Source organism: Paenibacillus sp. PvR098, from assembly GCF_017833255.1.
Lineage (GTDB): Bacteria > Bacillota > Bacilli > Paenibacillales > NBRC-103111 > Paenibacillus_G.
This window is the reverse complement of the sequence record NZ_JAFIBU010000001.1, coordinates 2,774,412-2,799,422: the sequence shown is the minus strand read 5'-3', so window position 1 is coordinate 2,799,422 and position 25,011 is coordinate 2,774,412. Positions and strand designations below refer to the sequence as shown.

Annotated in this window: 24 protein-coding genes and 1 pseudogene; 21 read left to right on the top strand and 4 right to left on the bottom strand. The window is 47.0% G+C overall.

The features are described 5' to 3' along the window. Nucleotides 1-83 precede the first annotated feature (83 nt). Nucleotides 84-305 (bottom strand): annotated as a pseudogene (locus JOE45_RS13850) (NAD(P)-dependent alcohol dehydrogenase); the annotation flags it as partial. Between the two features lie 304 nt (nucleotides 306-609). Here JOE45_RS13850 and JOE45_RS13845 point away from each other — a divergent pair. The 12 genes from JOE45_RS13845 to JOE45_RS13790 all read left to right on the top strand — a co-directional run bounded on the left by JOE45_RS13845 (nucleotide 610) and on the right by JOE45_RS13790 (nucleotide 12,433). Then, complete coding sequence (locus JOE45_RS13845) at nucleotides 610-2,097, top strand: DHA2 family efflux MFS transporter permease subunit (protein WP_348632535.1); 1,488 nt, start codon at nucleotides 610-612, stop codon at nucleotides 2,095-2,097. Nucleotides 2,098-2,234: 137 nt separating this feature from the next. Beyond that, nucleotides 2,235-2,435: a hypothetical protein gene (locus tag JOE45_RS13840; RefSeq protein WP_210019655.1), complete on the top strand. Its 201-nt coding sequence runs from the start codon at nucleotides 2,235-2,237 to the stop codon at nucleotides 2,433-2,435. Nucleotides 2,436-2,594: 159 nt separating this feature from the next. Next, nucleotides 2,595-4,412, top strand: a complete 1,818-nt coding sequence (locus JOE45_RS13835; RefSeq protein ID WP_210019656.1) for an assimilatory sulfite reductase (NADPH) flavoprotein subunit — start codon at nucleotides 2,595-2,597, stop codon at nucleotides 4,410-4,412. 38 nt (nucleotides 4,413-4,450) lie between these two features. Beyond that, the gene (gene cysI, locus JOE45_RS13830) at nucleotides 4,451-6,175 is read left to right on the top strand and encodes an assimilatory sulfite reductase (NADPH) hemoprotein subunit (protein ID WP_210019657.1); all 1,725 of its coding nucleotides are present in this window, start codon (nucleotides 4,451-4,453) and stop codon (nucleotides 6,173-6,175) included. A gap of 496 nt (nucleotides 6,176-6,671) precedes the next feature. Continuing rightward, nucleotides 6,672-7,523, top strand: coding sequence for an ROK family protein (locus tag JOE45_RS13825; protein ID WP_210019658.1), 852 nt, complete (start codon nucleotides 6,672-6,674; stop codon nucleotides 7,521-7,523). Continuing rightward, complete coding sequence (locus tag JOE45_RS23870) at nucleotides 7,475-7,741, top strand: ROK family protein (protein WP_210019659.1); 267 nt, start codon at nucleotides 7,475-7,477, stop codon at nucleotides 7,739-7,741. The genes JOE45_RS13825 and JOE45_RS23870 overlap by 49 nt, the downstream gene beginning before the upstream one ends. A gap of 24 nt (nucleotides 7,742-7,765) precedes the next feature. Further along, entirely contained in the window at nucleotides 7,766-8,218 is a 453-nt protein-coding gene (locus tag JOE45_RS13815) for a hypothetical protein (protein ID WP_210019660.1), read from the top strand. Continuing rightward, on the top strand, nucleotides 8,206-8,418 hold the full coding sequence (locus tag JOE45_RS13810; RefSeq protein ID WP_210019661.1) for a hypothetical protein: 213 nt from the start codon (nucleotides 8,206-8,208) through the stop codon (nucleotides 8,416-8,418). Before JOE45_RS13815 ends, JOE45_RS13810 begins: the two co-directional genes overlap by 13 nt. Nucleotides 8,419-8,440: 22 nt before the next feature. Next, nucleotides 8,441-9,376 (top strand): aldo/keto reductase, encoded by a 936-nt coding sequence (locus JOE45_RS13805; protein WP_210019662.1) that lies wholly within the window; start codon nucleotides 8,441-8,443, stop codon nucleotides 9,374-9,376. Between the two features lie 81 nt (nucleotides 9,377-9,457). Next, on the top strand, nucleotides 9,458-10,333 hold the full coding sequence (locus JOE45_RS13800; RefSeq protein WP_210019663.1) for an SMP-30/gluconolactonase/LRE family protein: 876 nt from the start codon (nucleotides 9,458-9,460) through the stop codon (nucleotides 10,331-10,333). A gap of 140 nt (nucleotides 10,334-10,473) precedes the next feature. Then, nucleotides 10,474-10,659, top strand: coding sequence for a hypothetical protein (locus tag JOE45_RS13795; protein WP_210019664.1), 186 nt, complete (start codon nucleotides 10,474-10,476; stop codon nucleotides 10,657-10,659). Between the two features lie 154 nt (nucleotides 10,660-10,813). Then, entirely contained in the window at nucleotides 10,814-12,433 is a 1,620-nt protein-coding gene (locus JOE45_RS13790; RefSeq protein WP_210019665.1) for a gamma-glutamyltransferase family protein, read from the top strand. 76 nt (nucleotides 12,434-12,509) lie between these two features. On the opposite strand, the gene JOE45_RS13785 is transcribed toward JOE45_RS13790, so the two are convergent. The 3 genes from JOE45_RS13785 to JOE45_RS13775 are packed head-to-tail and all read right to left on the bottom strand — an operon-like array spanning nucleotide 12,510 to nucleotide 14,619. Then, nucleotides 12,510-12,941: a VOC family protein gene (locus JOE45_RS13785; RefSeq protein ID WP_210019666.1), complete on the bottom strand. Its 432-nt coding sequence runs from the start codon at nucleotides 12,939-12,941 to the stop codon at nucleotides 12,510-12,512. Between the two features lie 22 nt (nucleotides 12,942-12,963). Then, on the bottom strand, nucleotides 12,964-13,416 hold the full coding sequence (locus JOE45_RS13780) for a pyridoxamine 5'-phosphate oxidase family protein (protein ID WP_210019667.1): 453 nt from the start codon (nucleotides 13,414-13,416) through the stop codon (nucleotides 12,964-12,966). A gap of 18 nt (nucleotides 13,417-13,434) precedes the next feature. Then, a complete protein-coding gene (locus JOE45_RS13775; protein ID WP_210019668.1) occupies nucleotides 13,435-14,619 on the bottom strand; it encodes an acyl-CoA dehydrogenase family protein in 1,185 nt (394 codons plus the stop codon). A 724-nt stretch (nucleotides 14,620-15,343) separates the two neighbouring features. Between JOE45_RS13775 and JOE45_RS13770 the strand changes: the two genes are divergently transcribed. From JOE45_RS13770 to JOE45_RS13730, 9 genes are all read left to right on the top strand, one after another. Continuing rightward, complete coding sequence (locus JOE45_RS13770; RefSeq protein ID WP_210019669.1) at nucleotides 15,344-16,462, top strand: C4-dicarboxylate TRAP transporter substrate-binding protein; 1,119 nt, start codon at nucleotides 15,344-15,346, stop codon at nucleotides 16,460-16,462. A gap of 85 nt (nucleotides 16,463-16,547) precedes the next feature. Then, a complete protein-coding gene (locus tag JOE45_RS13765) occupies nucleotides 16,548-17,093 on the top strand; it encodes a TRAP transporter small permease (RefSeq protein ID WP_210019670.1) in 546 nt (181 codons plus the stop codon). A gap of 2 nt (nucleotides 17,094-17,095) precedes the next feature. Continuing rightward, the gene (locus JOE45_RS13760) at nucleotides 17,096-18,412 is read left to right on the top strand and encodes a TRAP transporter large permease (RefSeq protein ID WP_210019671.1); all 1,317 of its coding nucleotides are present in this window, start codon (nucleotides 17,096-17,098) and stop codon (nucleotides 18,410-18,412) included. Between the two features lie 46 nt (nucleotides 18,413-18,458). After that, nucleotides 18,459-18,902 carry a DMT family transporter gene (locus JOE45_RS13755; RefSeq protein ID WP_210019672.1) on the top strand — a complete coding sequence of 148 codons (444 nt, stop codon included), beginning with the start codon at nucleotides 18,459-18,461 and terminating at the stop codon, nucleotides 18,900-18,902. Between the two features lie 41 nt (nucleotides 18,903-18,943). Continuing rightward, complete coding sequence (rpoN, locus tag JOE45_RS13750; protein ID WP_210019673.1) at nucleotides 18,944-20,308, top strand: RNA polymerase factor sigma-54; 1,365 nt, start codon at nucleotides 18,944-18,946, stop codon at nucleotides 20,306-20,308. Between the two features lie 17 nt (nucleotides 20,309-20,325). Further along, entirely contained in the window at nucleotides 20,326-21,837 is a 1,512-nt protein-coding gene (locus JOE45_RS13745) for an aldehyde dehydrogenase family protein (RefSeq protein WP_210019674.1), read from the top strand. Nucleotides 21,838-21,876: 39 nt separating this feature from the next. After that, a complete protein-coding gene (locus tag JOE45_RS13740) occupies nucleotides 21,877-22,863 on the top strand; it encodes an amidohydrolase family protein (protein ID WP_210019675.1) in 987 nt (328 codons plus the stop codon). Between the two features lie 114 nt (nucleotides 22,864-22,977). Then, complete coding sequence (locus JOE45_RS13735; RefSeq protein ID WP_210019676.1) at nucleotides 22,978-23,364, top strand: VOC family protein; 387 nt, start codon at nucleotides 22,978-22,980, stop codon at nucleotides 23,362-23,364. A 216-nt stretch (nucleotides 23,365-23,580) separates the two neighbouring features. Continuing rightward, the gene (locus JOE45_RS13730) at nucleotides 23,581-24,993 is read left to right on the top strand and encodes a sigma-54 interaction domain-containing protein (protein ID WP_210019677.1); all 1,413 of its coding nucleotides are present in this window, start codon (nucleotides 23,581-23,583) and stop codon (nucleotides 24,991-24,993) included. The last annotated feature ends 18 nt before the right edge of the window (nucleotides 24,994-25,011 follow it).

Below are 25,011 nucleotides of genomic sequence, written 5' to 3'. Positions count from 1 at the left end.
CTCAGCTAATTTTCACAATTGGTTTGATAGCTAACCCTTTTTTTGAATCTTCAAATGCATCATTTATTTGAGTGAAATCATTTTTTACATCCAGCAAGTTTAGCTGCCATGATAGCACTCAAACCTACTGCACCCGTACCATAAATAGCAATAGAACTACCAAAAGACGGTTTTAATTTGTTTAATACTGTTCCACTACCTGTTTGAATATTACAGCCTAAAGGGCCTAATAAGGCTAATTCAACATCTTTGTCCACTTTTACTACGTTTCTTTCATTTGTTATGGGATAAGTACCGAATGATGAGGCCAACCAGACGACCTCATGATAGTGAAATAAACAATAACCAGTCTAACACTTTATTTTTGTGTTTTGACTGGTATTTGCTATTAGGATCGAATAGTAAGGGTAGTGTTGTCCAACATAGCAATCGATAAGAAATCATTTCATATGATCATGCTAGAATAGAGAGGATCTGAAAATCATTCATGACGGAAATCAAAATTGCCCGAGAAAGTGACTCAATGACGCGGAGGAAGAAGAACCCAAGGGTTGTCTTTTAGCCAAGACCATGTTTCTCGTGGCATGATACGATGAGAGGAGAAAGATAGTGGAAAATCATAACGAATCAAATCATAACGGAGGGACATTTGGGAGCAAAGACAACTTTTTAGTGGTCATGGTAATGATTCTTGGTGTGTTCGTAGCCATTTTGAATGAAACGCTCCTAAACGTAGCCTTGTCCAAAATTATGGGGGACCTTGGGATTTTACCTAGCACTGCGCAATGGTTGACAACTGGATATCTGTTAGTTATAGGTGTACTTATACCGGTGACCGCTTATTTAATTCAGCGGTTCACGACAAGAAGCTTGTTCCTTACGGCCATGGGCTTGTTTACGGTGGGTACATTCGTAGCGGCTATCGCCCCAGGATTCGCCGTGCTTTTCATAGGAAGGGTGCTTCAAGCGGCAGGAACCGGCCTTCTTTTTCCTTTATTAACTAATGTGGTATTTGCCATTGTTTCTATTGATAAACGAGGCTCGGCTATGGGTACGATTGGCATCGTGATCACATTTGCTCCTGCGATAGGCCCCACTCTGTCTGGGATCATTGTCGAGCATTTCAGCTGGCGGGTTCTCTTTTACAGTGTTCTGCCGATCGCGTTGTTTGTGATCATATTTGCATCGTTGAAGCTTAAAAATATGACGGAGACGACGAAGCCGAAGATTGATCTGTTGTCGCTTCTTCTCTCCACCTTTGGATTCGGGGGGATCGTGTACGGCTTCAGTAGTGCCGGTGAAGGACACGGGGGTTGGTCGAGCAATGAAGTCCTTATTCCCACTGCCATCGGCGTCGTTTCTTTAGTGCTGTTTACATGGAGACAATTGACGATGGCAGAACCGTTGCTAGATCTAAGAACATTTAAATACAACGTTTTTAGGATGTCGACGCTGATTATGATGATCGTCATGATGGCCATGTTCTCCGCTATGATGCTGCTGCCGATTTTTCTTCAGAACGCGTTAGGTTACAGTCCGCTGGAGGCAGGTCTGGTCATGCTGCCAGGAGGTGTTGTTATGGGGATTATGTCGCCGATTACGGGTCGATTATTTGATAAATTTGGCGCCAAGTGGCTTGCCATCATCGGATTAGGACTCATGGCCAATACGCTGTGGCAATTCGCTTTTATCACATTGTCAACCTCATACAGCACGATTATGATTTTGAATACGCTATTGATGCTGGGCATTTCGATGTTAATGATGCCGGTCATGACCAACGCTTTGAACGAACTTTCACCTCCGTTATATCCGCACGGTACAGCCATTATCAGTACGCTTCAGCAGGTGGCGGGCGCTGTTGGGACAGCATTGCTTGTAACCGTTATGACAAATAGTTCTAAACAGTTTGTGGACAATGCGCCCAGTATGAAAGAAGAGTCTGCACTACAAAATCTAGCCATGATGGCTGGAATGAAAAGCGCATTCCTGCTGGCATTCGGGCTGGTAGCCATCGCGTGGACAGCTTCATTCTTTCTGAAACGATCGGTTCCGCCGGAGAAGGGATCGGAAAGCAAGCGAGTATCAGCACACTGATAGCTAGATGATTCAGTAGAGGCTAGGAAGAACCATATATATAGTGTAAGTAACTGAAATGGACATTTGGGATAATCCAGCGGTTCACACCTGTACAGCTAAGCTACTATAAAAGTCAAACCTGAAGTGGGGAGCGTATGAAATTATTCAAAAGTAACGACTTTACTATTTCGGAGCATGTCATGCCCGAACTCATCACCCGTTATTACGAAACGCTTGATGCCCCGAAAGGTAAAAAATTGTATTGGTCGGACAAATCTTCGCATGTCTTTCATGTTGATGATGCAAGAGAAAATGAGCAAAGGCTTATTCAACATTTGCAGGTTAGTACGCCTTAAAGAATAGGTTTTATAACTTTATCAATATAACTGATCAATCCTATAAGGTCATTCTAATTGACCTGTTGAACCTGCTGTGATAGGCTCAAGAGAGAAAAAAATTAATACGATAGGTATACTGGGAATTAATATCATTGCATCTATGCGAGGTGGATATTGTTGAATCTTCAAGTAACAAACAGTCCTTTTAATCAGGAGCAAGCAGAACTGCTGAATCGCGTTCTGCCTATGCTGACGGAAGCACAGCGCATTTGGCTTAGCGGATATCTTACGGCTTTACATGGAGCGGCAGCTGCGGTGACGTCTGGCGCTGCTCCGCTAGTGGCAGCGAATGATGCTGTAACCTCCAAGGAGGTTACGGTGCTCTTCGGATCGCAGACAGGCAACAGCCATGGATTGGCGAAGAAGGTGTCCAAAAAACTGGAAGAGCGAGGCTTTCAAGTAACGCTCTCCTCAATGGGCGACTTCAAGCCGAATGGCTTAAAGAAGGTCCAAAACCTGCTCATTGTGGTGAGCACCCACGGGGAAGGAGAGCCGCCGGATAATGCCATTACTTGCTATGAGTTCCTTCACAGCAAGAGAGCGCCACAATTGGAGGGCATGCAGTTTTCCGTGCTCGCACTGGGAGATACGTCCTACGAGTATTTCTGCCAAACGGGCAAGGATTTCGACAAGCGCTTGGAGGAGCTGGGCGCTAAGCGGCTTACCCCGCGTGTTGACTGCGACGTGGATTTTGAGGAGCCTGCTGCAGAATGGATGAATAAGGTCTTAGGTTCCCTAAGTGGCGCGTCCGCGGCCCCGGCAATCGCAATTGCAGCCGGCGCGGCGGTCGTTAGTGGGACGGAACCGGAATATTCCAGATCGAATCCGTTCCAGACCGAGGTTCTTGAGAATTTGAATCTGAACGGCCGCGGATCGGACCGAGAAACTCGCCACATCGAGTTATCCCTTGAGGGATCCAACCTTCAGTATGAACCGGGGGACAGCTTAGGCATCTATCCGGAAAACCATCCTCGCCTTGTGGATGAGTTGATCGAAGCGATGGGCTGGAAAGTGGAGGAGCCCGTTATCATTAATAAGAATGGCGAAGAGCGGCCATTGCGACAGGCGCTGCTTCGCAATTATGAGATCACCGTGCTGACCAAGCCGTTGTTGGAGCAAGCGGCAAAGCTTACCTCGAACCATGGACTGAAACAGCTTCTGGAGGCGGGACGCGAACAAGAACTTAGGACGTATCTCAACGGGCGGGATTTATTGGATTTGGTGCAAGATTACTCCCTTAAGGGTGTGCCTGCGGGCGAATTCGTATCGATCCTTCGGAAGATGCCTGCTCGCTTATACTCGATCGCCAGCAGCTCGAAAGCATTCCCGGATGAGGTACACGTCACGGTCCGAACAGTTCGTTACCAGACCCAAGGACGAGATAGATACGGCGTCTGCTCCGTTCAGCTCGCGGAGAGAGTGCTGCCGGGCGAAACGTTGCCGGTATATATTCAACATAACCCTAATTTCAAGCTTCCTGAGAACCCGGATACACCGATCATTATGATTGGACCAGGCACTGGCGTCGCTCCGTTCAGAGCCTTCCTTGGAGAACGGGAAGAGACCGGAGCCGAAGGGAAAACGTGGCTGTTCTACGGCGATCAGCATTTCTCCACAGACTTCCTTTATCAGGTTGAATGGCAGCGTTGGCTGAGGGATGGCGTGCTGACACGCATGGATGTCGCGTTCTCCCGTGATACCGACGAGAAAGTGTACGTACAACACCGGATGCTTGAAAAGAGCCGCGACTTCTACCAATGGCTGCAGGAAGGGGCTTGCGTGTATGTGTGTGGCGATGAGAAGAAGATGGCACATGACGTCCATGCAGCCCTAATAACGATCCTCGAACAAGAGGGCGGCTTGAGTACGGAGGAAGCCGCGGAATATTTAACCCGTATGCAACAGCAGAAACGTTATCAGCGGGATGTTTATTAAGTCCGAGTCCCGAAGATCGCGAGAGGAGAAAATCCAAAATGTCAGAAAATAATTTACTTTCACCGCACAGTGCGCCGCACAGCGATGTAGAACATATTAAAAGCAGGAGCAATTATTTGCGGGGGAGCCTTGAAGAGACTCTCGAGGACGTAATCACGGGCTCCATACCCGAAGATGATAATCGATTGATGAAATTTCATGGCAGCTACATGCAGGACGATAGAGACCTGCGCAACGAACGGCAAAAACAGAAGCTGGAACCGGCTTATCAGTTCATGCTGCGCGTACGTGCGGCTGGCGGGGTAGTTACGCCTGAGCAGTGGTTGATGATGGACCGAATCGCACAGAAATATGCCAACGGAACGATTCGTCTGACGACTCGACAGTCCTTCCAGCTGCACGGCGTACTCAAGTGGAACATGAAGAAGACGATAAAGGAAGTAAACGATGCGTTGTTAAGCACGTTAGCTGCTTGCGGCGACGTAAACCGCAACGTCATGTGTAACCCGAATCCGTACCAGTCCGAGATTCATTCCGAGGTTTACGAGTGGGCGAGCCGGGTCAGCCGGCACCTTGATCCTCGGACCAAAGCCTATCACGAGATTTGGCTTGACGGCGAAAAAATGGTGGACAGTCAGGATAATGGGGTAGAGCAAGAGCCGATTTATGGACCTGTCTATTTGCCGCGTAAGTTTAAAATCGGTATAGCGGTCCCTCCATCCAACGATGTAGACGTATTCTCCCAGGATCTGGGCTTCATCGCGATTGTCGAAGAAGGACAACTGAAGGGCTTCAATGTCACGGTAGGCGGCGGCATGGGGATGACGCATGGCGATCCGAGCACCTATCCCCAGGTGGGCCAAGTGATTGGGTTCTGCTCGCCGGAGCAGCTCATCGACGTTGCGGAGAAGACGGTCATGATCCAACGGGATTACGGCGATCGCTCGGTCCGTAAGCATGCGCGTTTTAAGTACACGATCGACGACCGCGGCATAGATTGGTTCATCAATGAGCTAAGCAATCGTCTAGGGTGGAAGCTTGAGGAAGCTCGTCCGTACCACTTTAACCACAATGGGGATCGCTATGGCTGGGTGAAGGGCAGCAACGGAAAATGGCATTTTACACTCTTTATCCAGAACGGCCGGGTCAAAGACGAGGATAACTACCTTTTGATGACCGGTCTACGGGAAATCGCGAAGGTGCATTCCGGGGATTTCCGGCTTACTCCGAACCAAAACTTGATCATCGGCAACGTAAGCAGCCAGAAAAAGAAAAAGATTGAGGAATTGATCGAGGAGTATGGACTAACCGATGGGATCCACTATTCCGCATTGCGGAGAAATTCCATGGCCTGCGTGGCTTTGCCAACCTGCGGGTTGGCGATGGCCGAAGCGGAGCGCTACCTTCCCACGCTGCTTGATAAGATCGAGCCGATGTTGGAGGAGGCCGGCTTGCGCGACGAGGAGATTGTCATTCGCATGACCGGCTGTCCGAATGGATGCGCCCGACCGATGTTAGCGGAAATAGCGTTCATCGGCAAGGCATCCGGCAAATACAACATGTATTTGGGCGGTGGTTTTGAAGGAAACCGACTGAACAAGCTGTACAAGGAAAACATCGGCGAAGCGGAGATTCTGGAGTCGCTGAAACCGATTGTTACTCAATATGCGAAGGAACGGCGAGAAGGCGAACATTTCGGCGATTTTGTGATTCGTGCCGGCTATGTCAAAGAAGTTCGTTCCGGACAGGACTTTCATTCGTAAACTTTCGTTTGTATGATCGGGTTAACCAATCTCAATAGTTTTCCGGAAATTGTCGGGCAAAAAACGAAGTGCATCTAAGGGATGCACTTCGTTTTCTTTTAAATGCATTATATATGTACCAAGTAAATCGCTAAGGATTAGGTACTTAAAATTGATATTCAACTTATTTATAGGTAAAAACTATGATTCATATAAAATCTATATATTGTATTTATAAGCGTTTTAACTTTGATGTAATTAAAATAGATAAATTTCATGAAATACTAACAAGTCGGCATTACTGAGGGCAGAAGCAATAAAAAGAGAGAATTAGACTTACCAGCAGAAGTCGGAGTCTACTGCTTGATGTAATTCGAACAATGGCAAGATTAAGTAAAAATTATTAATAACAGAATATTTATAAAATTGAGAAAACTATGATTGAATTTTTGAGCGGTATTACGTTTGCCCCCGAGCTGGCACGGCTACGGTTTCCGCTTTGGTGGAAGAATTGATTATGGAACGATATGTCAAAATAAGCGGCATGGGCAGTTCAACAGACCAGGGAGGAAAGCGTCCCAAATTAATCGACTTTCATGCCAAGGGTGGAGGCATCCTTGCCCTGCATTTTAACGTGACTACCCTAAGAGCGGCGCTCTTGGATCTTTCGGCCAACCTTCTGTATGAGCTGCGCGTATCACTCACGACGAAGGATACGCAGCAAACGATTCTTGCCAAAATGAAGGATGCGGCGGGCACTTTAATACTAAAAGCGAACGAATTAAGCATTCCTGTAAAAGGAATCGGGGTAGGGTGCCCGGGACTTGTCGAGACGAGGACCGGAACGATTCTGGCGTCAACCAACTTCGAGCTTATCAACGGCTTTACACTGGGAGAGAGCTTGTCTTCCGCGTTTCATCTGCCGGTTTGGGTGGATAACGAATGCCGCAACCAGGTGCTGGCCGAAAAGATGTTTGGGGAAGGCAAAGACGTGGATACCTTTATCAGCCTCATGACGGACGTTGGTATCGGGGCGGGGATGATAATTGACAACCGAATTATGAGGGGCAAAGACGACAGCTTTGGAGAAATTGGGCATACGACCATTCAAATGGATGGATTGAAGTGCCAGTGCGGAAATTTCGGCTGTTGGGAGATGTACGCTTCCTCGAATTCCCTCATTTCGAGAATTCATGAACATTTGCCCCGTACGCTAAAACTGAAAGACATGATGGAAAAGCAGAATGAATTGACCATCGAACTGATCGTTGAGGCGATCCGTCAAGAAGATACCGTCGTGTACAAAATGGCCATCGAGGCTTGGGCAAATATCTTGGAGTCGGCATCGTCAATCTTGTCAATTCGATGAATCCGGAGTTGATCATTATCCATGGCGAAATGAGCAACTTGGGCAAACGCCTGATCAGCGAAATCGAAAAGCACATTCAGCGGAGAGCGCTGCCGGTACCAAAGAAAAGGGTGCGCGTCATGTTCTCCAAACTGGGATCGAAAGCCAATCTGATCGGCTCGGGCGCCCTGGTTTTGAAAGAATTGTTCGATAATCCAGAGCTTTTGTTTGCCAGTTAACCATGGAAAGGAGCCCAAATGAACATGGCCGGCCGAGATTATTCCCTGCTGGATTATTTTATCGAGTGCGGCAAAAAAAACGATCCCTTGCTTGCTTATCGAGGTGGGGATATTTCGGAGTGGCAGGCATTATTGCGAGCCAAAGTTTATGAATTGCTGGGCAGTTTCCCTCAAGCGGTAGGGCTGGAAGCGGAAACGATATGGGAAATCGAGGAAGCGGGATTGATTAAAGAAAAAATCGTATTCAATTCGGAAAGCATGGCCTCGATTCCCGCTGTTGTAGTAAAGCGAGCCGATCTAGATCCAGATAGGCGGTATCGAACAATCCTTTGCCTTCACGGTCACGGACCGTTCGGCAAGGATTCCGTCGTCGGTGTCCGTAGTACACAGGAGCACCGGGATATCATTCTACTCTACAATTACGACTATGCGGTCCAATTCGCTCAAAGGGGATATATCGCCATTTGCCCGGTTTGATCGCACCGAGACCGCTGCTTATTGAGAATGGCGTTTATGATGACGGGTTTCCAATCGAAGCTTCCATAGAAGCACATGAACGGCTTCGTCAAATTTACCGCGGCGCCTGCGCGGAAGAACGTCTGGTGTTCGATATTTTCGAAGGGGCGCATGAATTCAGCGGCCGGAAAGCTTTTGATTTCTTCGATAAATGGCTATAGAAGCGGGTAAGGGGGAAGAAAAATGGAAATTGCTCATCCCTTGGATAAACGCCGGATCGGACGAACGGATATGGCAGTTACCGCATTGAGCATGGGGGGCGCAGGGCTTGGAGGGATCTTCGGTGAAGTTTCCGAGACCGCCGGAGTTGCCGCTGTCGAGAAAGCGTTGGAGCTGGGCATGAACTGGTTGGATACCTCCCCGTATTACTTGGATTCGGAAAGACGAATGGGTTTAGCTTTACGCGGCGTTCCGCGGCAAAGTTATTATCTCTCCACCAAAGTGGGCACTCACCGGGACCGGTATCAAGATTATTCTGCGGACGCTGTCCGTTGGAGTATCGATAACAGCTTGCGGACGCTTGGCTTGGATGATGTGGACATAGGTTTGATCCACGATCCATTGCCATACCATCTGGATCAAGCATTGGGACCTGATGGGGCTTTGGAAGCGTTAATTGACTTGAAGAGGCAAGGGATCATTAAAGCGATCGGTATCGGCGTGCAGAATCATTATTTGATTCGGCGCGCGATCGATACGGGAATGCTTGATATGGCTCTGACTGTCAATGATTATACCCTGCTGCGGCAAAGTGTACTGGAAGGGGTATGCGATGATGCGGAATCCCGCGCGGTCAGCGTCGTGGGTGGAGCTGCGCTGGCCATGGGATTGCTATCGGGTCGCGATCCGCTTAGTATCGGTACATCCCGGTGGACCCCGCCAAAGGATGAGGTGGCTGCGGCGCTTCGGCTGTACGATTGGTGCAAGCAGAGAGATGTTTCTATTCTCGGACTCGCCTTGCAATTCAGTCTGCGGCAGCGCAGATTAGCCGCCACGTTGATTGGAGCTTCTTCCGCCGAAGAGGTGGAAGGGTGCTGGAAAGCTGCGGTTACCCCCATTGATGAAGAAATATGGATAGAACTGACCAATCTGTTGGAAGAAATACGGCTGAAATCGTAAGAAGGAAGCGCATATTTCGATGGATTGAGCAGCGATCTCATACCGATGTTAAGAGGGCACATTGTATGGGGAGGGACCATAATGGTGGAATGTAAACTAGTATTGGATGCTAAGGCCGGTCTTGGTGAAGGCGCGATATGGGACGCTAAAATGCAGGTGCTTTACTGGGTGGATGTTACAGGAAAAGCATTGCATATCTTCGACCCGCAACGCAAGTCAGATCGTTCAATCCCCATCGGGCAATTCGTGGGGACCGTCGTGCCCAGAGAAGCGGGCGGTGTGATGCTGGCCCTGCAGAATGGGTTTTACACGCTGGATTTGGAAACGGAAGTACTAACCCCTATCATTGATCCCGAACAAAATCAGCCGGAGAATCGATTTAATGACGGCAAGTGCGATCCCGCGGGCAGATTCTGGGCCGGAACCATGAACTTGAACGAAGCAGAGCGGTCGGGCGCCTTATATTATTTGGATACGGATCTTAGCGTTAGGAAGATGCTGAGTGGAATCGGTATCTCCAATGGTATTGTCTGGAGCCTCGATTACCGTAAAATGTATTACATCGATTCGCCGACAAAACAGGTGGTTGCCTTTGATTACGACATGAGATCAGGAGAGCTGAGCAATCTAAGAGTGATCATTGATTTGACCGGGGATCATGCACTGCCCGACGGGATGACTATGGATTCGGAAGGCATGCTTTGGATCGCCCATTGGGGCGGATATCGGGTTACGCGCTGGAATCCGGATGAGGGGGAGCAGCTATCCGAAATCGCAGTTCCAGCCTCTCAAGTCACGTCATGCGCTTTCGGAGGTAAAGATCTGGATGTCCTGTACATTACGACGGCACGCATCGGAATCGATGATCAAGAATTAGTTAAACAGCCGTTGGCTGGGGGAATTTTTAGCGTTACTACTCATGTCAAAGGACTTCCGGCATTTTCTTTCAAGGGATAACTGGCGAGTTTAAGTTTACGGGGAAACCTGATCTGAACTCCTCCTATTCTTTCAGAAAAGAAGAAAAATGACTAAAGTCGTTTGGAAATTGTTCTTTGACTAGTGTAAGATAGGAGAAGAACAAGGGGAGGGGTAATGAAATGATTAAATTAGGTCTGGATCCATCCGAATTGGAGTCGATTTTGATTCAGGGGATTGAAGATGAGAAAGCAAGAGTCGCAATAGCTAACGCTATTTCAGCAAATAATGAGGCGGTTGCAAAGCAAGTATTAGCTTTAGTCTCCAATGATCTCATGAATCTTTTTAAGCAAATGGGAATGAAATAATTTCATTTCATGTAGAAGCACCTGACGGGTGCTTTTTATGTTTTTAAAGCATAAGCTTCAAAAGTTTACATTAAATTTTGGCTTTTTTTTACTATTAATCATTGCTATCATGAAATAATAAGCACGTCAATTATTAATATAGTGGAGGAAAATGATGAATGTAACCAACGATGCTCACTATTATCCGTATCCTTCGCGGCGCAATGTGGTTTATGGACGAAAAGGGATGGTGGCCACATCTCAGCCGCTGGCAGCGCAGGCCGGCTTACAAATCTTAAAAGAAGGCGGGAATGCCATTGATGCGGCCATTGCAACGGCAGCCTGCTTAACGGTCGTCGAGCCGACAGCGAACGGAATCGGGTCGGATGCCTTTGCTCTAGTCTGGGTTGATGGAAAGCTGCATGGTCTCAACGCCAGTGGTCCGGCACCGCAAAAGCTATCGATTGAAGCGGTAAAAGCTGCGGGTTATGACCAGGAATTGCCCAAGCGCGGTATGATCCCTGTTACGGTACCTGGTGCACCTGCCGCCTGGGCTGAGCTCTCCAGGAAATTCGGTAAACTGCCGTTAACACAGGTATTGGTGCCGGCGATTGAATATGCTGAAAGCGGTTACCCGGTTTCCCCGACGCTGGCAAAGTGTTGGCAGCAATATTATGAGTCGTATACAGAAGAATTCAAAGGGCCGGAATTTCAGCATTGGTATGATACCTTTGCTCCGGCAGGCAGAGCGCCGAAGGCGGGGGAAATCTGGCGCTCACCCGGGCATGCGGCTGCACTGCGGTTGATTGCAGAGACGAATGGCGAAGCCTTCTACCGCGGGGAGCTCGCCGACCGGATCGACACCTTTTTCCAAAAGCACGGCGGCTTTCTGCGGAAGGAGGACTTAGCGGCCTATTCCCCTGAATGGGTTCATCCGATTAAGATCCATTACCGCGGCTATGATGTGTGGGAAATTCCGCCTAATGGTCAAGGCTTGGTGGCGCTCCATGCTTTGAATATCCTGAAGGGGTTTGAGTTCTCGGAGAAGGAGAGCGTGGAAACCTATCATAAGCAAATCGAAGCCATGAAGCTCGCTTTTGCAGACGGGTTGAAATATATCACTCAGCCTTCGGAGATGGCGGTCTCGGTAGTTGGGCTGTTAAGCGACCGGTACGCAGAAGAACGCCGCGCCTTGATTGGCGGAGAAGCTCTTACTCCCGAGCCGGGTCATCCGCCAAAGGGAGGAACCGTCTATCTGGCCACGGCGGATGGGGAAGGGAATATGGTCTCGTTCATCCAAAGCAACTATATGGGGTTCGGGTCGGGCATCGTCATCCCGGGCACAGGCATTTCCTTGCAAAACCGCGGACATAACTTTTCGCTGAACCCTAATCATGCCAATGCGTTAAAGCCAGGCAAGAAAACGTATCATACGATTATTCCGGGCTTTCTGACCAAAGGAGATCAGCCCGTGGGGCCCTTTGGCGTCATGGGAGCATTTATGCAGCCGCAGGGGCATGTTCAGGTCATCATGAATACGATCGATTTCCATTTAAATCCCCAGGCTGCCTTGGACGCGCCGCGCTGGCTGTGGACCGGTGATCGAACGGTTGAGGTCGAGGCGGGCTTCTCCAGCGAAATAGCCAGAGCTTTAGTACGGAAAGGTCATCAGATCAAGGTTGCATTAAACGAAGACGGATTTGGCCGCGGTCAAATCATATGGCGTGATCCTGAAACCGGCGTGTTATCCGGAGCGACTGAACCGAGAACCGATGGCGAAGTGGCTGTCTGGTAATCCCATGCTAAAAAAAACGTCTGGCGAACCATAAGATCGCCAGACGTTTTCTGTATTCTGCTGTTACAGAAGTCCCTTATACATAATATTTCAAATAGACCGATTCATAGTAAGGGCTTTCAGGGTTGGGCGTTACGATTTCAACCATATGACCATCGGGGTCTTTAAAGAAGACTTGGCGCAAACCGCTGGGGGCATTCTCCAGCTCATACCACGGAATATTTTCGGATTCCACTTTTCGGATGATTTCGTTGAGATCATCTACATTTTCAACAAAAAATGCGACGTGAGCATCCTGTGCAGACAGCTGTGCTCGATCGGCCTGCTCGGGTTGATCAGGCATTTGAATGATATGGATCATGATATCGCCTAATTTATACCATACGCCGGGAAAGCTGAAATTGGGTCTTGGAATTTCCGGCAAGCCCATAATTCTGCTGTAAAAGTCCTTGGATCGAGCCACATCTTTTACGGAGAAAGCTACATGATCGATTCGAGACAATTTCATGATTCATCGCTCCTTTTTCGTTTTATTCCGGTTTTCGTAAAGCGGTATAGATAGCCGTGTCTAATTTTTTAGACAAATCGGCAGCATACGTTTTCATGTACTTAGGCTCGGAGGTAACCACTCCCCCGTAGAACATAATGTCATCCACTCTATTAATGGCGAGTTCTACGCAAAGCATCGGAAACGGCATGTCGGGAATAGGATCGGACTGAACGCGGGCTGTTCCCGTTATGGCCAGCGTGTGCTCCGGTATGGCAAATAAGATTTGCATCTTTGGACGTTGACTTATGTTGCGAATTAAGGGTGACTTGGGTGAAATAGCAAAGCGAATCAGATGGTCGTTCACCGCCGCTAACCAGGAGATCGCCGTTGAATAGATTTCATTATCTTCATTGGCGGTGACCGCGAACATCAATTTTTCTCCTTGCAGCTGATCGATTACCGCTGGAGACAAAGCATTTGTATCCGTTTTCAAGAAACCACTCCTTTCCTGTTATGATTTTTTCTCTAACCAACCGGCGTTCACATCAAGACCTAAGCTTGCTTTCCCGATGATTTCCAAGCACTTGTCGTTATTAGGCGGCATGACCATTCCGGCCCGGGCATCGCGGTGAATTCTTTCTAAAGGGAATTTTTTCATATAGGCCCTGCCTCCGCAAACGCGAATCGCTAAATCGGTAACTTTAATCGAAACCTCAGTTCCAACATATTTGGCAATCGTGACAGGTAGAACCCGATCTTCCGCGCTCCCAAAATCGCGAGCGTCCGCAGCTTGATAGAGCAGATGTTTAGCCGCTTCAATTTCTACAGCCATTTCGGCTACCCGATGCTGAATGGTAGGATAGTGGCTGATCGGATGAATCTCCGGTTTAAATGTGGTGTTTTGCGCATAGCTGACGGTGAAGTCCAAAGCAGCTTCCGCCAGGCCAATACCGACGGCTGCGAAGCCAAAAGCATAACCGTCGCTCACATTTTTACGAACGGCATCCCCGGGCTCCCCGATGGCATTACAATCTTCAACAAAACATTCCTGAAAATGAATCGTATTACTGGCCGTTCCCCGCATTCCCATGGCATTCCAGGTTTCTTCAATCGTAACCCCCGGAATGTGACTAGGAATCGTGAGCATGATGAGTCCATCCTCGACAGAAGCAGACCCTTCGATCAGACATAGCGTGTTAAAGTAATCGGCAGCAGAGCTTAATGAGGCAAAATGCTTTACACCGGATACCACGTAACCGCCATCCACCTTGCGGGCGATGGTGCTTGGCTTGAAATTTCCTCTTAAACTGCTGGTAGGTTCACTGGTCACGGAAGCGAACAATTTCCCGTGCTCAACCACTTCCCTGAACAATCGCTGCTTTTGTTCCTCACTTGCCATTTCTTTCAAGATATTGATGACCGTACAATGCATATTAAATGTATTTGCGGTAGAGCCACAAGCTTTCGCCAATTCTTTAAGAACCTCACCCATTAACCGGGAGTTGGCTCCAAGCCCCCCGTACTCTTCGGGGACTACCAGGGAGAGAATCCCGTTTTCCCGTAAATCTTGGTAGTTCTCATAAGGAAAACGACTTTCAAGGTCGTATTGGCTTGCACGGGCGGCAAAGTTTTCTTTAGCTAATTGTTTGACCACACCAAGAATATGTTGAGCTTCTCTGCTATGTGTTAATTGCATGACCATCCTCCTCAAATTTTAAGTGACAATTACATTCATAGCATTTTTCATGCCAACTTCACTCGAAACACCAAACAATCGATAAATTCAAGCCACAACAACGTATTTTCTCGCATTTGATGAGCAGGGTGATCCATTGGGAGCATCATTCACGGTTATTCAATCTCTTTATGGTGCATTAATGAACCAACTGGTTGAAATTTGCACCATTTGTGGAGGGAAATGAATGCATTATCACACCTCATGATCCATTGTTGATTTAAATAAACTCTTGTTGAGATTTTGATATTCATGTAGAATTATGGATCAAAGGCGGCCCCCAAGAATGGAAATTTCCGGACAAAGGATGCTTAGGCAGCAAATGCTGGTGTTTTTTCGAACCATAATTGCAAAAAAACACCAATATCATAATTGGTTTCAGAGCAGGCTTTAAATTAACTTACAGTTCAGAACGACAAATGTAAGCTATAAAGAGAATAAGCGAGGCTTTTTTTAAAATAATGATTGTAAAAAAGTGAAGCTGGCATGAAAATTGCTCTTTAAAGATTGTATGATAAGCAACCTTTGAAGAAGCAGTGCAATGCTTCAGTCACAAGGAATAATGAAGAGAAAATTAAGGGGAAAACACCAGGGGGTGAAAGCGTTACCAAAAGGTTGCGGACAGATGGAGAGCCATTCATGAAAGTAAGATGACTGAACAATCATTATAATGAGGAGGATGGCAATGAAAAGAAAGATTTCATTGAAGAGCATGGTATTGATGTCATTATGTTTGATTTTGGTTAGCGCTCTTTTTACTGCATGTGGTAGTGCAAGCGGTTCCGGTGAGAATGGGTCAGGCGAAGGCAAACAAACGATCAAGATGCGGATCGGTTCGGGGTACACGGCCGAGGGGGTTCCTTGGACTAAGGTCGTTAAGGAATATTTCGTGCCTGAGGTGAGTAAGGCTCTGCAAAATACGAATTACGAAATTCAGTGGACGGAAACGTACGGAGGCACCGTTGCCGCACCAGGAGAAGAATTGGAAGCGGTTCAATCCGGGCTGCTCGACATGGCCTTTGTAGTTTCACCGCTGGAACCGTCTGCATTGATGATCAGTAATATGGGTTACAATGTACCGTTCTCCAGTCCGGATCCTGCGGTTGTAAATAAAGCTGTACATGCCATTTTTGATAAATACCCTGAATTAGGACAGGAATATGAAAAAGCCAATCAAAAGGTTCTCGCTTTTGGTGTTACCGAATCATATGATTTGATTTCCAAAGTCCCGATAACTAATATCGATGAGCTCAAAGGGAAGAAGATCGGGGCCATTGGATCAAATTTAAAATGGATTGAGCCCGTTGGCGTTGTACCTGTACAAAGCAGTCTCCCTCAAGTCTATCAACAGCTGCAAACGGGTGTGTTCGAAGGCTACATCATCTATGCAAGCTCCACGTATGGATATAAACTGCATGAGCAGGCGAAGTATTATACCCAGGCTGGATTTGGCAGCGCTATCATAGGCGCGCTTACGGTGAATCAAAACTCGTGGTCCAAGCTGCCTGAAGAAGTTCAAAAAGTAATGCAAGACGTAGCGAGCGATTATTCTGAAAAGCTGGTGGAAGAAAATAATAAGGTAACCAAAGAAAGCTTGGAGAAAATGAAAGAAGAAGGAGCCATTATCTCCACATTGTCTGAGGAAGAAAGGGCGAAGTGGACGCAAATGGTAGGGGATATCCCTAATCAATATGCTCAAAGAATGAATCAAGCCGGCCTTCCGGGTACACAAATCGTTAAGGATTATATCCAGGCGCAAATCGATGCGGGCTATCAATTCCCGGCACCATACACGATCAAGTAATTCATAGAATAGGGTCTTTGACGGAGTATGGATGGCCATGCTTCGTCAAAGCTTTCGAATCAAACGCAGGCTAGGGAGGCATACGATGGAAAGACGATCAAAAATCCGAAAAATATATGATGGTACGGTGTCTACCATGAGTTTTATCGGCGCAGCGGGAATTGTTTTCTTAATGGTAATTATCATGATCGATGTTCTGGGACGTAATTTATTCAATCAACCCTTTACGGGGACACCTGAATTATTGAGAAATATGATCGTTGGGATTACCTTCTTGCAATTGGCCCATGTTCTTAAGAACGGACGGCATATTCAGACGAATGTGTTAGTTGATATTCTCCCGCCAAAAGGGCAGTTAATTCTTAAAATATTCTCCAATCTCATTGGTTTCGTACTGTTCTGCCTGCTTATTTATTCCACATGGTCGCCTGCATGGGAAGCATTAGCCAGTGGTGCTTATGAAGGTGAGGGTTCTTTGCGAATCCCTACGTTTCCCGCGTACTTGCTTATTTTACTAGGCAGTCTGTTTATGGTCCTGCAATTCGCAGTTTCTATTTATGATGATATTACTAAACGCAATGAAACAATGACTGAACGCATATCGGACAGTACAGCAGTGGAGGCGGGGTAACCATGGATGTCATCTTAATGGGTCTACTTATGATCGTTTTATTAATGGTATTCGTTCTATTAGGTGTTCATGTAGCGGTGGCCCTTTCGATTTCGAGTGTGATTGGGATATGGTTAACCATAGGTGATTTTGTTGCCAGTGTCCATATTCTTAGCTCGACAGCGTTCCATGGAATCCGTTCCGATGTCTACGCCGTTATCCCTCTGTTTGTTCTCATGGGTCTTCTGGCTAATATGTCCGGAGTAAGCTCGGAAATTTTTAATAGCTTTCACGTTCTTTTAAGAAGGGTGCGCGGAGGATTGGGTATGGCGACGGTAGGCTCCAATGCTGTGTTTTCTACGGTTACCGGCGTGAGTGTTGCTTCTGCGGCCGTATTTAGCAAACTGGCTTACGATCCCATGTTGAAATTGAAATATGATAAAAAGCTGGCTCTTGGAGCGATTGCGGGAAGCTCCGTGCTTGGCATGCTCATTCCCCCAAGTTTGTTGTTTATCGTATATGGCATGTTGTCTAAAGTGTCTGTAGGGAAGCTGTTTATCGCGGGAATCATTCCCGGTCTCCTTCTGGCTTTGCTCTATTGCGCGGGCATTTACTTAATGGCTAAATTAAAGCCGCAGCTCGTTGGCGGAGGGGAAATTGAAAAGAAGAAGCTGGATAAAGAAGATATCAAAACCATTGTTAAACCGTGGAGTGTTATTGTATTAGTTGTAGTAGCTCTCGGAGGAATTTATACCGGCTTTTTTACACCGACGGAAGCCGGCGGCGTAGGTGCTTTTGGTGCCTTGCTGCTCGTGATTGTCAGAAGAAAGATGAACCTGCGTGTATTTTGGAATACGCTCATCGAAACCGGGTATACCTCCGCGAGTGTACTATTGCTGCTGATTGCGGCACAGATGTACTCACGTATGCTGTCTATGACCGGTATTATTAACACGATTGATAACTTTGTCAATGAACTCTCTGTAGCACCGACCTTGCTGTTAGTTATTTTCATGCTCATCATCCTGATTTTAGGGATGTTTATTGACTCTACTTCTATCTTATTGATTACGATGCCTTTAATGCTGCCTTTTGTTGAGTCGATCGGATATGACTTAATCGCTTTTGGTGTTATCGCTATTGTTGTGGTGGAGATGGGACTGTTAACACCCCCATTTGGTTTGGTCGTCTACTCCATGAGCTCGGCCCTCTCTAATCGGGTGAGTATATGGGACATTTTTAGAGGGGCTTTTCCATTTGTGCTTATGATGGGCTTGCTCGTAGTGATCCTCTTTATGTTTCCGTCCTTATCGACTTGGCTTCCAAGTATTATGGGGTAGCGGGGGATAGAAGTTCAGTTGCAGAGAGTAAATGGAGGCCAAACGGATGACGCAATTTTGGTTTTTCCTGCTAACGATTGTTGGAGGGGCTATATGGGGAGCCCAGGCTTCCATCAATAGTGCTCTGGGTAAAAAAATTGGTACGTTGGAAGGCGCTTTTGTCAATTTTGCAGTGGGTACGTTAATTTTGGCGATCATTGTTTTGTTTTTTGGCAAGGGCAATATCCTCCAGGTCGTTACAGTTCCCAAGTGGCAGCTGGTCGGAGGATTCATGGGAGCAGCGGTCATTTTTACAACGATCATCAGCGTTCCCCGAATCGGAGCGGCATCGATGCTGTTGGCTATGATTAGCGGACAAATTGTCATCAGTATGATTATTGACCATTTTGGCTTTTTCGGTGTACCGCGAATTGCTTTTGATTGGCAAAGACTTCTTGCCTTATTGCTGATGAGCGGTTCATTATTCTTAATTTTTAGAAGCAGTGTCTAAGTGCTTTAGCATTCGTAATGCAGCCAGTGAGGTGAATGGAAATGAAAATAGGACTGACGCAAGCCACCGCACAGAAGCTGGTTTTCACTCAGGAGCTTAGGGCATCGGTTAATATTCTTCAGTATTCAGCTCATGAGCTCATCGAGTATTTACAGCAGCAAGCCAATGATAACCCTTTTATTGAGATCGACGAACAGGCTTGCAGAGGAATCGGTTCTGCAGCAGCTGTTACTCCCGAACGACCGTCGCTAGATGGTGATACAGATTACATCCGTTCCGAGCCGAAATCCTACTTGGAAACGTCTTCTTGGATGGAGAGCATTTCGGATGCCGAGCGGTTCACGATGGAAAATGAATTAAACCAGCAGCTGGGATACATTCCCGGACTGTCCATGAAAGAGAGAGAAATCGCCCGTTATTTAATCGGCAATCTGGATGACAAGGGATATTTGGATATTTCTATAGAGGAAGCTGCGCATGGCCTTAACCTGCGTGCCGAAGAGATTGAGCATGCGCTGCACATTGTTCAGCAGCTTGAGCCTGCTGGAATAGGGGCCAGAAATTTGCAAGAGTGCTTAGTGCTGCAATTAAGCCGATCAGGTATATTGAACCCTCTGGCCTATCAAATCATCGAGCATCATTTAGATGATTTGGCCTGTCATCGTTATCAAAAGGTGGCCAGTTCGCTTCATACGGATGTGCAAGAGCTCAAAAGCATGCTGGATCTGATTCGTTCCCTGAACCCGAAACCCGGGACGGTATTTCATCAGGAAGCGCCTCAATACATTGTTCCTGATGTGAAGGTGGAGAAATTGGGCTCAGAATATGTCGTATCCGTAAATGACCATGCGTTGCCTAAAGTAACGATGCATGCTTGTTATGAACAGCTCTCACGGCAGTCGATGAAGCAGCTTAAGGATAAGCAGATTTTTCACGAAAAGTATAACGAGGTCAAATGGCTGGTTCGCAGCTTAAAGCAGAGAAGTCAGACGCTTTATCGCGTTTCCAGCGCCATCATGGACAGTCAGCGCAGCTTTCTCGATGATGGTGTAGAACATATTCGCCCGCTTACCTTAAAGCAAATTGCACAGCAATTAGAGATGCATGAGTCTACCATCAGTCGGGCTACAACGAGAAAATATATTCAGACGCCCAGGGGGGTGTTTGAATTAAAATATTTTTTCAGTACAGGATTAGCGTCTGGCGGAGAAGGCAGCGTTTCATCAGAAAGCGTAAAATCGAAAATAAAACAGCTCATTCAACAGGAAGACAAAAGAAAGCCGTTGTCGGATCAAGCGATGACCCGGATGTTGAATCAACAGGGAATCGATATTTCCCGCAGAACCGTTGCAAAGTATCGTGAAGAGCTGGGGATTGTTTCTTCTTCCATGCGAAAAGAATTATAAAGAAGGCGGTGCTGGTGATGTCACAAGCCAAAACGTTATTAACAGCAGATTTGTTTATTGATGGGCACTTTTGTAAATCGGAGAGCGGAGATACGCTGGGGGTGGTTAGTCCCTCGAATGGTCAGGTCATCGGTCATGTCGCCAAAGGCGATGCGCGGGATGTGAACCGTGCCGTAGCAGCAGCAAAGGCAGCCTTCGAGCAAGGGGGATGGAGCAGGGCGCCGCATTCGGCGAGAGCTCGGGTACTGAATCGTATAGCCGATTTGTTGGAGGAAAGACTTGAAGAACTGTTTCCCTTGGAAACGCTCAATAATGGCAGACCGATTCAGGAGACGCGGGCGCAATTGAAACGACTGCCCCAGTTTTTCCGGTATAATGCATCCCTGGCTATGACCTTGTGCACGGACAATATTCCAGTGGAAGGCCCTTACATCAATTATACGCAGCGGGTGCCGCTTGGGGTTGTGGCGATCCTCACTTCCTTTAATCATCCGCTCTTGATCTTAACCAAATGTCTGGCACCGGCTCTCGCATCAGGTAATAGTGTCGTCATTAAACCTTCGGAGCTGACTCCCTTCACGACGGTTCGGCTGGTCGAGATTGCCGAGCAAGCCGGTATCCCTAAAGGGGTGATCAATCTCGTCAACGGCTTGGGATTAGATGTGGGGGCACCTCTTGCGGCTCATCCCGATATCAAGAAGGTGGTGTTTACCGGCGGGACAGAGGTCGGGAGGTCGATCGGGCAGGCGGCGGCCAGCCATTTTGCCACATCCACTTTGGAATTAGGAGGCAAAGGCGCGGTCATCCTATTTGACGATATGGACATGGAGCGTGCCGTGAATGGTGCGGCATTTGCCGCTTTCATCGGAGCGGGACAGACCTGCGTTTGCGGCTCTCGTATTCTCGTGCAACGATCGATGTGCGAGGAGTTTTTGAAGCGATTTGCAGAAAAAGCATCGAAAATCCGTTATGGAGATCCTTCCGATCCTGCCACACAGCTTGGACCGGTTATCTCAAGTAAATCCCGCGATCGTATTCTCACGATGCTCGATAACGCGGTAAAAGAAGGGGCAGCCATCGTCACCGGCGGGTCGATCCCCAAAGATGCACCGGCAGAGGGGTATTATATCGAACCCACGGTCTTATTTACGGAAGATCACCGTGCTGCTATCGCCCAGGAGGAAGTGTTTGGACCTGTAACGGTGGTGATCCCGTTTGACGATGAAGAAGATGCCGTTCGTATCGCCAACGACACCCGCTTTGGCTTGGGGGCTTCCGTGTGGACCAAGGATGTGGAGCGTGCGCATCGGGTATCCAGTCAAATGTTGTTTGGTATGGTGTGGATTAATGATCATCATCGCATTGATCCTGCTTCTCCTTGGGGAGGCTTTAAGGATAGCGGCTATGGGCGGGAATCGGCGATTCAGGCTTACTATGATCATACGGCAGTGCGAAGTGTGATTGTGAACACTACAGGCAAGACTGCGGACTGGTATTCAGAAAGTGATGAATCCAAACGATTAAACTAAGCAATATAACGAAAGAACTAGACGAGAGGAGAAAAAACAATGAAAATCGATATTCATAGTCACTATATTCCGGAGGCTTTTATTCAAAAAGTGAAAACAGATCCGACGCGTTTCCGGATCAAGGTAGAACAAAGAGAGGGCAGGGAGTTCTTTGTTCATCAAGAGGGGTTTGCCTATCCTTTGTTTGACAGTTTTTATGACGTCCGCACAAAAATCGCAGACTTGGATGCCAAACGCCTGGAACTGTCGGTGCTGTCTGCACCGCCTACTTTGTTTTACTATTGGACTGACGTTGAAACCGCCTCTGAGGTGTGCCGGGTATATAATGATAGTGTTTCGGAGTTTGTCAGAGCGAATCCGGGTCGTTTTGCCGGAATGGCCATTGTACCGCTGCAGGATGTGGAGGCTTCGGTTAAAGAGCTGCAGCGCTGCCATGACGAACTGGGACTGCGGGCGGTAGAAGTCGGCTCCCACGTGGAAGGACGCCAATTCGACGATCCGTCATTTATGCCTTTTTTTGAAAAGGCGGAAGAACTGGGTATGCTGGTGTTTTTTCATCCTTATTACATCGGCAATAAAGCGGGGCTTGAAAAGTACTATCTCACCAATCTGTTGGGTAATCCGATAGACACTTCTGTGGCCATTTCCCATATTATTTTGGGAGGACTGCTGCAAAAATGTCCTAATCTTAAGCTTTATTTCGCCCACGGCGGAGGCTTTATCCCTTATCAGATGGGAAGATTGGAGCACGGCCATCGTGTGCGCCAGGAATCGCGTGTTCATCTTGAACAGAATCCCGTTCAGGACATTAAAAAATTAATCTTTGATTCCATCGTGTTCCGCCCGGAAATGCTGAAATTTTTGGTCGATGTGCAGGGTGAGGATCAGATCGTCCTTGGCACGGATTTTCCTTTTGATATGGGCGAAGAGGATCCGTATGGTTTTGTGATGAACACTGCGGGTCTCAGCGACAGTCAAAAACGTAAGATTGTAGGAGAAAATGCGGCACGTCTGCTGAGGTTGTAATCGGTCACGAAAATGATTTTAGGATCGTTCAAAAGCGGCTCAAAGTGGTGGGTCGCTTCTTTTCTAAATCTCGATAAATGCTTTCATTAATTGACAGGAGAGGGGTACGGTTAGGTGGGAATACCAAATCCAATTGAGCATGTTCTGGGTATTCGATTTGTCGTATCGAGCTCTAACTTCAAAGAGTCCATCAGATTTTATGGAGAGACTTTGGGTTTGAAGGAGATTTCCTCCAGTTCAGAATTAATAAGATATAACATTGGCGGAATGATCCTTGATATTATTCCCAGGACGATAAAAAAAGAGAAACAAAATCAGCTTGCGATTTCTTTGAGTGATCCACATATCTTATTTGAAGTAGATCCCGCTCGATATGAGCAAATTAAATGGCTGTTGATACGAGAGGATATCACGTTATTAGAATTAAGTGACTTGGAAGGGAGGAACAAAATGTTTTTCAAAGACCCGGACGGGAACCTCAATGCGATCTTAAGCGGTTAATAGAGCAAAAGGAATATAATAAGAACAGAACCTAACGGTGATCTTGGTCACCGATTTTTTTCTTTGTCCTCATGACAAAATTGCCCCTGTTTTTGGTTCCGTCAGATTTCCAGGTCCCGCCTGAGGGATACCCTTTTGTCTTCCTTTCCATTATAATTATGGATGTCTTTGTTTTCATCATATGAATGTAATTCCCGGAATTGGAGGTTGACGAGCATGGAGTTGGACGCGTCAAGCCTTCCCTCTGCAAGAGAGAGTGAATGGCACACCATTGTGAACTCATTATTTGATGGAATTTGGGTTGCTGATGGCGAAGGCCGAACTGTGTTGGTGAATAAGGCCTATGAGAAATTAACCGGAATCCACGCAGAAGATGTTATCGGTAAACGCGCTCAGGAATTGGTTGAAGCAGGAGTGCTGTCACAATCTGCCATTCCCGGCGTCATGGAAACCTTACAAACCGTAACGATCATCAATAAAGTGAATGGAAAGCGTTTACTTGTAACGGGGGTTCCGGTATTAAATGATCAAGGGAAATTATGGAGGATCGTATGCAGTGTTCGGGATATCACGAACCTTACCGAACTCCAGCAAGAAATTGAACAGAAAAGCGCATTAATTAAACACTATGAGACGGAATTATTAAAATTTCAACAGATCGACAATGGCCCCATTGTGCGTGACCCGAATATGATCCGGTTGTTTGAATCGGCCAAGCATGTGGCAGCCACATCGTCTACGGTGCTTATTCTAGGAGAATCCGGAGTAGGCAAGGAAGTGTTGGCCAAATGGATTCACCAAATGAGTTTGCGAGTCAAACAACCCTATATGACCGTAAATTGTTCAGCGATTCCTGAAAATCTCATTGAATCGGAGCTTTTTGGGTATGAAAAAGGCGCTTTTACAGGTGCGCAATCGACAGGGAAAGCCGGATTGTTTGAAATGGCTCATAAAGGGACGATTTTTCTGGACGAAATCGGAGAGCTTCCGTTTGCCATGCAGTCAAAATTACTTAGAGTATTGCAGGAAAAAGAAGTCCAGCGCATCGGCTCCGGTAAGCCTATACCTGTGGATGTGCGGGTGATTGCCGCCACCAACCGATCCTTGGAAAAGATGGTGGCAGAAGGTACGTTTCGAGAGGATCTGTATTACCGCATTAATGTCATCCCATTTACCATACCTCCGCTCAGAAAACGCAAGGAAGATGTTCCTATATTAACGGCGCACTTTTTGAATGAATTCAATCAAATGTATGATCGGGATATCGAGATGAGTCCCGTTGTATTGAACCGTTTGATGGGATATCATTGGCCTGGTAATGTAAGGCAGTTAAAAAATATCATAGAACGCATGATCGTGTTATCCAAAAGTAAAGAAATTACGGTAGATGACTTGCCCGATTTTTTGGAAACAACCCCCGCATCGCAGCAGTATAGGGATACGATAGTTCCCCTGCGCCAAGCGAGGATGGAATTTGAAAAAAATCTCATCATACAAGCGTTGAAAAAAAGCAAGTCGATTCGTCAAACCGCGCAATTGTTGGAGTTGGATCATTCCACCTTAATTAGGAAAATTCAACAGCAGGATATCGATCATGAATCTCTATTAGGACAAGAATATTCTAAATAATCACTTTATTTCCCATAC